Raw genomic sequence first — 3,745 nt, forward strand, 5'->3', positions numbered from 1 at the left:
ATCATAAGGAGACAAACCCAGCTCATCTTGATAACGGTGACGTTTTTGGACTGGTAATTCGGGCAGTTCCGCTTTCCAAGCCGCCTTTTGACTATCAGCCAAAATCATCGGCGTGAGATCGGGTTCGGGGAAATAGCGATAGTCGCTAGCACCTTCCTTGCTCCGCATACTAATCGTGCGTTGGGTGCCTTCTTCCCACAATCTAGTTTCTTGGAAAATTGGCTCCTCATTACCAATCGCCGCAATCTGTCTCTCGATCTCGTAATCGATCGCACGTTGGATCGCACTAAACGAGTTCATGTTCTTGATTTCTACCTTAACCCCAAACTCCTTCCGCCCCACAGGACGCACCGAAATATTCACATCGCAGCGGAGGGAGCCTTCCTGCATATTCCCATCGCCTACGCCCAGATAGCGGATGATCCGGCGAATTTCTTGGGCGTATTCAGCCGCTTCGACACCACTCCGCAGATCGGGTTCGGAGACGATTTCACACAGGGGTACACCAGTCCGATTGTAATCTACCAGTGAGTGAGTGGAGCCAGATAACCTGTCGCTGCCACCATGTACGAGCTTACCAGCGTCCTCTTCCATGTGCATCCGCGTGATGCCGATTTTCTTGCGAGTGGGATTGCCAGCATCATCGAGAATTTCGATCTCTACCCAGCCATGCTCGGCAATGGGGAGATCGTATTGGGTGATTTGGTAATTTTTGGGTAAGTCGGGATAAAAATATTGCTTGCGATCGAATTTACTATAAGCCGCAATCTGACAATTGAGCGCCAAACCCGCTTTGACAGCATACTCATACACCTTCTCATTCAGTACGGGTAAAACTCCAGGCATCGCCGTACATACCGGACAAATATTGTGGTTGGGAACAGCACCAAATTCGGTCGAACAGTTACAAAAGATTTTGGTAGCAGTATTGAGTTGACAGTGAGTTTCTAACCCAATTACGGCTTCATACTGGATTTTCGTCGGGGTAGCTACGGTCATGCGGCTATAAATATTAGTTTAGTGTAGAGCGATAGATCTCTTATTGTATCGCGTTGGCGTTGGCGAAAGCCTGCCGACGATTCTACCGATTAGCTTGAAACCAATTCTGTAAGTCAGAAATCTCTTGAAAATCTAATAAAGCCTCGCCCAGATCTTCCAATTTCGCTACAGGTAAAGCCACCACTACAGCATTAACATCTGGCGATAGCATCCCAAATCGGCGCGACAATTGTCGCAGAATCATAGACTGCGCCTCTACTTGACGACCCTCACTAACTCCTTCGGCTTTGCCTTCAGCTTTGCCTTCAGCTTTGGCATCTCGATAAACTCTGGTTTCTTGTAGGGTAATTCCAATCATTGCTTCGACCTCGGCTCTGGTTAAGTTGGTAAATTTGTAGACCATAATTGTCGATATCATCTCAATTATTGCACGACTGTCTGGGAGCTGCTGCAACTGTTGGATGAGCGATTTTGCTTTGGTAACTGCGTTGTCATCGGGTAGAGTGGTGAGTACCATTAGCTCTAAACCGATTGGCAGTGGTTCGAGGGTGGTTAGTTCATTTAGGTAGATGCGCGTAATCCGTCCGCTGGTGAGAAATTCATCGACAGTGACTAATCGTGATTGTTCGATGCTACGGCTGGACCGTTCTCCCAAGTTTTGTTACTATTTTGGAGTTTTCGATCGAGCCGTTTAGTATTGAGGATATGTTCTGATGGAGGAACGAAATATACTATATCTTGATGATGGAAAACCTAATTAACCAACTTATTAAAGCTGCCCTAGCTGCTGTCAATCCATTTAATTCCATTCAAAATCGCTTGCGGTTAGATGGTGAGAATTTAGTTATCGAAGATCGCGTCATTAATTTAACCGATCGAGATATTCGGTGTGTTGCCGTTGGTAAGGCTTCTGTGTCGATGGCTCGATCGATCCACGAACTCCTTGGCGATCGAATTTCGCAAGGATTGGTTGTTACTAAATACGACCATTTAATGGATGTTAGATTTCCGGCTAATTGGGAAACGATCGAGTCAGCACATCCGGTTCCCGACGAGCGAAGTTTATATGCTGGCGATCGCGTGTGGGAATTACTCGCCGACTGTACGGAGCAAACTTTAGTCCTCGCTTGTATCTCTGGTGGTGCTTCATCTTTAGTCGTTGCACCGCGCGATTGGAATGCTTTAAACGAACTACTAACCAGCCCACCAACTGCTGAAATTAGTCAGGACACGCAACAATTAATTCGGTCGGCTTTATCGAGTCAATCGATAGATATCACTGCTGTAAATATTGCACAGAATATCTCGCTACCAGCATTACAAGCAATTGGCACGGCACTATTAGGGTGTGGCTTATCGATCGAGCTAATTAATGCGGTGCGATCGCGGATCGATCGATTGAAAGGTGGTGGCTTAGTCGCAAGAGTGGGTAAGGGTAAAGTAATTGGATTGATTTTATCAGATGTGATTGGCGATCCGATTGGCTCGATCGCGTCGGGTTTAACTAATCATCAAAATGCCGACAATATTTTCGTTGGTAATAATCTTCAAGCTTGTAAAGCGATCGAGCAAACGATCGATGAGGAAGGGGAATATACCGCTCAAATTGTAATGACTAATCTCCAGGGAGAAGCGCGGGTTCGCGGTGTCGAAATCGCTCAAAAAATTATTACCGAACCAAGCAGAACCGTGTTAATTTATGGTGGTGAAACTACAGTTAATTTGCCAAAAGATTGCACGGGTATCGGTGGTCGTAATACCGAATTAGGATTGGCGGCTGCGATCGAATTGGCAAAAAAGAATGTCCCTGCATGGGTAATTACGCTAGCAACTGACGGTACCGATGGGCCGACGGATGCGGCGGGAGCAACGGTAAATGAACGAACGAACGATCGCGCTTTAGCATTAGGATTAGATGCTCAGTCGGCACTCGATCTACATGATAGTTATTCGTTCTTTCGGCAACTGGGCGATCTGCATATTATTGGGGCGACGGGAACTAATGTTGCCGATATTACGATCGCAATTCGTCCTTAGATACAGTTAGTGGTCGATCGTCATGACAATCTTAGTTAGCAAGCTGTAAACTAAAAGTATCCCTTAGTAGTGTACCAAGGGATACTTGGATCGGTAAATAACTCCTCAGCTAATGACACAAACTAACGAATCAAACGATCGAGACAGACGCTCTTTGGATCGACAATTTAGAATGCTCGAACGACAGCTAGTGAGGCTCGAAGATACTCAATTGACAGGTAGAGAAGTAAATTACTCCTTCAACCATGTATACGGGGAGATCGATGCCCTAGAAGACCAGATGAATCGCCGCTTCGACCGAATTGAAAGCCAAATCGAGCGACTAGCAGCTAGAGTGGAGGAGCGGTTCAATCGGTTGGAGCGAAAGTTCGATCTCGCGATCGAGACATCACTAGCTAGATCCAAAACATTAGGTGGGGATTGAGATATTGTTACTCATCCCACATGCCTAATCCTGAATTTAACTCCGTAGAGTTACTCGAAACTTCTCGACTAAAACATCGCGAATCTTTTGTTGTAAAGGTTCTACGTCTGCATCTGTCAATGTGCGATCCGGTGCGCGGTAGATCGATCGAATTGCCAAACTTCGTTGTCCGTCGGGGACATTGGCACCGCGATATTCATCGAAGACTTCGACGGCTTCTAATAGTTCGCCGCCAGCTTTAGCGATCGATTTTTGGATATCTGCTAAAGATAGCTCGATCGGGGC

Annotated in this window: 4 protein-coding genes and 1 pseudogene; 2 read left to right on the forward strand and 3 right to left on the reverse strand. The window is 46.3% G+C overall.

From position 1 onward, the window contains the following. Both gatB and RMO52_RS03830 read right to left on the reverse strand, forming a co-directional pair. On the reverse strand, positions 1–999 hold a 999-nt coding region (gatB, locus tag RMO52_RS03825), incomplete at its 3' end, for an Asp-tRNA(Asn)/Glu-tRNA(Gln) amidotransferase subunit GatB (protein WP_310411009.1). Between the two features lie 82 nt (positions 1,000–1,081). Beyond that, the gene (locus RMO52_RS03830; RefSeq protein WP_310411012.1) at positions 1,082–1,654 is read right to left on the reverse strand and encodes a DUF2887 domain-containing protein; all 573 of its coding nucleotides are present in this window, start codon (positions 1,652–1,654) and stop codon (positions 1,082–1,084) included. Positions 1,655–1,740: 86 nt separating this feature from the next. Here RMO52_RS03830 and RMO52_RS03835 point away from each other — a divergent pair, with 86 nt between their 5' ends. After that, positions 1,741–3,036 carry a DUF4147 domain-containing protein gene (locus RMO52_RS03835; protein WP_310411016.1) on the forward strand — a complete coding sequence of 432 codons (1,296 nt, stop codon included), beginning with the start codon at positions 1,741–1,743 and terminating at the stop codon, positions 3,034–3,036. A 112-nt stretch (positions 3,037–3,148) separates the two neighbouring features. Then, positions 3,149–3,460: a hypothetical protein gene (locus tag RMO52_RS03840; protein ID WP_310411019.1), complete on the forward strand. Its 312-nt coding sequence runs from the start codon at positions 3,149–3,151 to the stop codon at positions 3,458–3,460. Between the two features lie 36 nt (positions 3,461–3,496). Here the strand turns inward: RMO52_RS03840 and RMO52_RS03845 are convergent. Further along, positions 3,497–3,745 (reverse strand): annotated as a pseudogene (locus tag RMO52_RS03845) (phenylalanine--tRNA ligase subunit beta); the annotation flags it as partial.

It is taken from the genome of Chamaesiphon sp. OTE_8_metabat_110 (assembly GCF_031382685.1).
Taxonomy (GTDB): domain Bacteria; phylum Cyanobacteriota; class Cyanobacteriia; order Cyanobacteriales; family Chamaesiphonaceae; genus Chamaesiphon.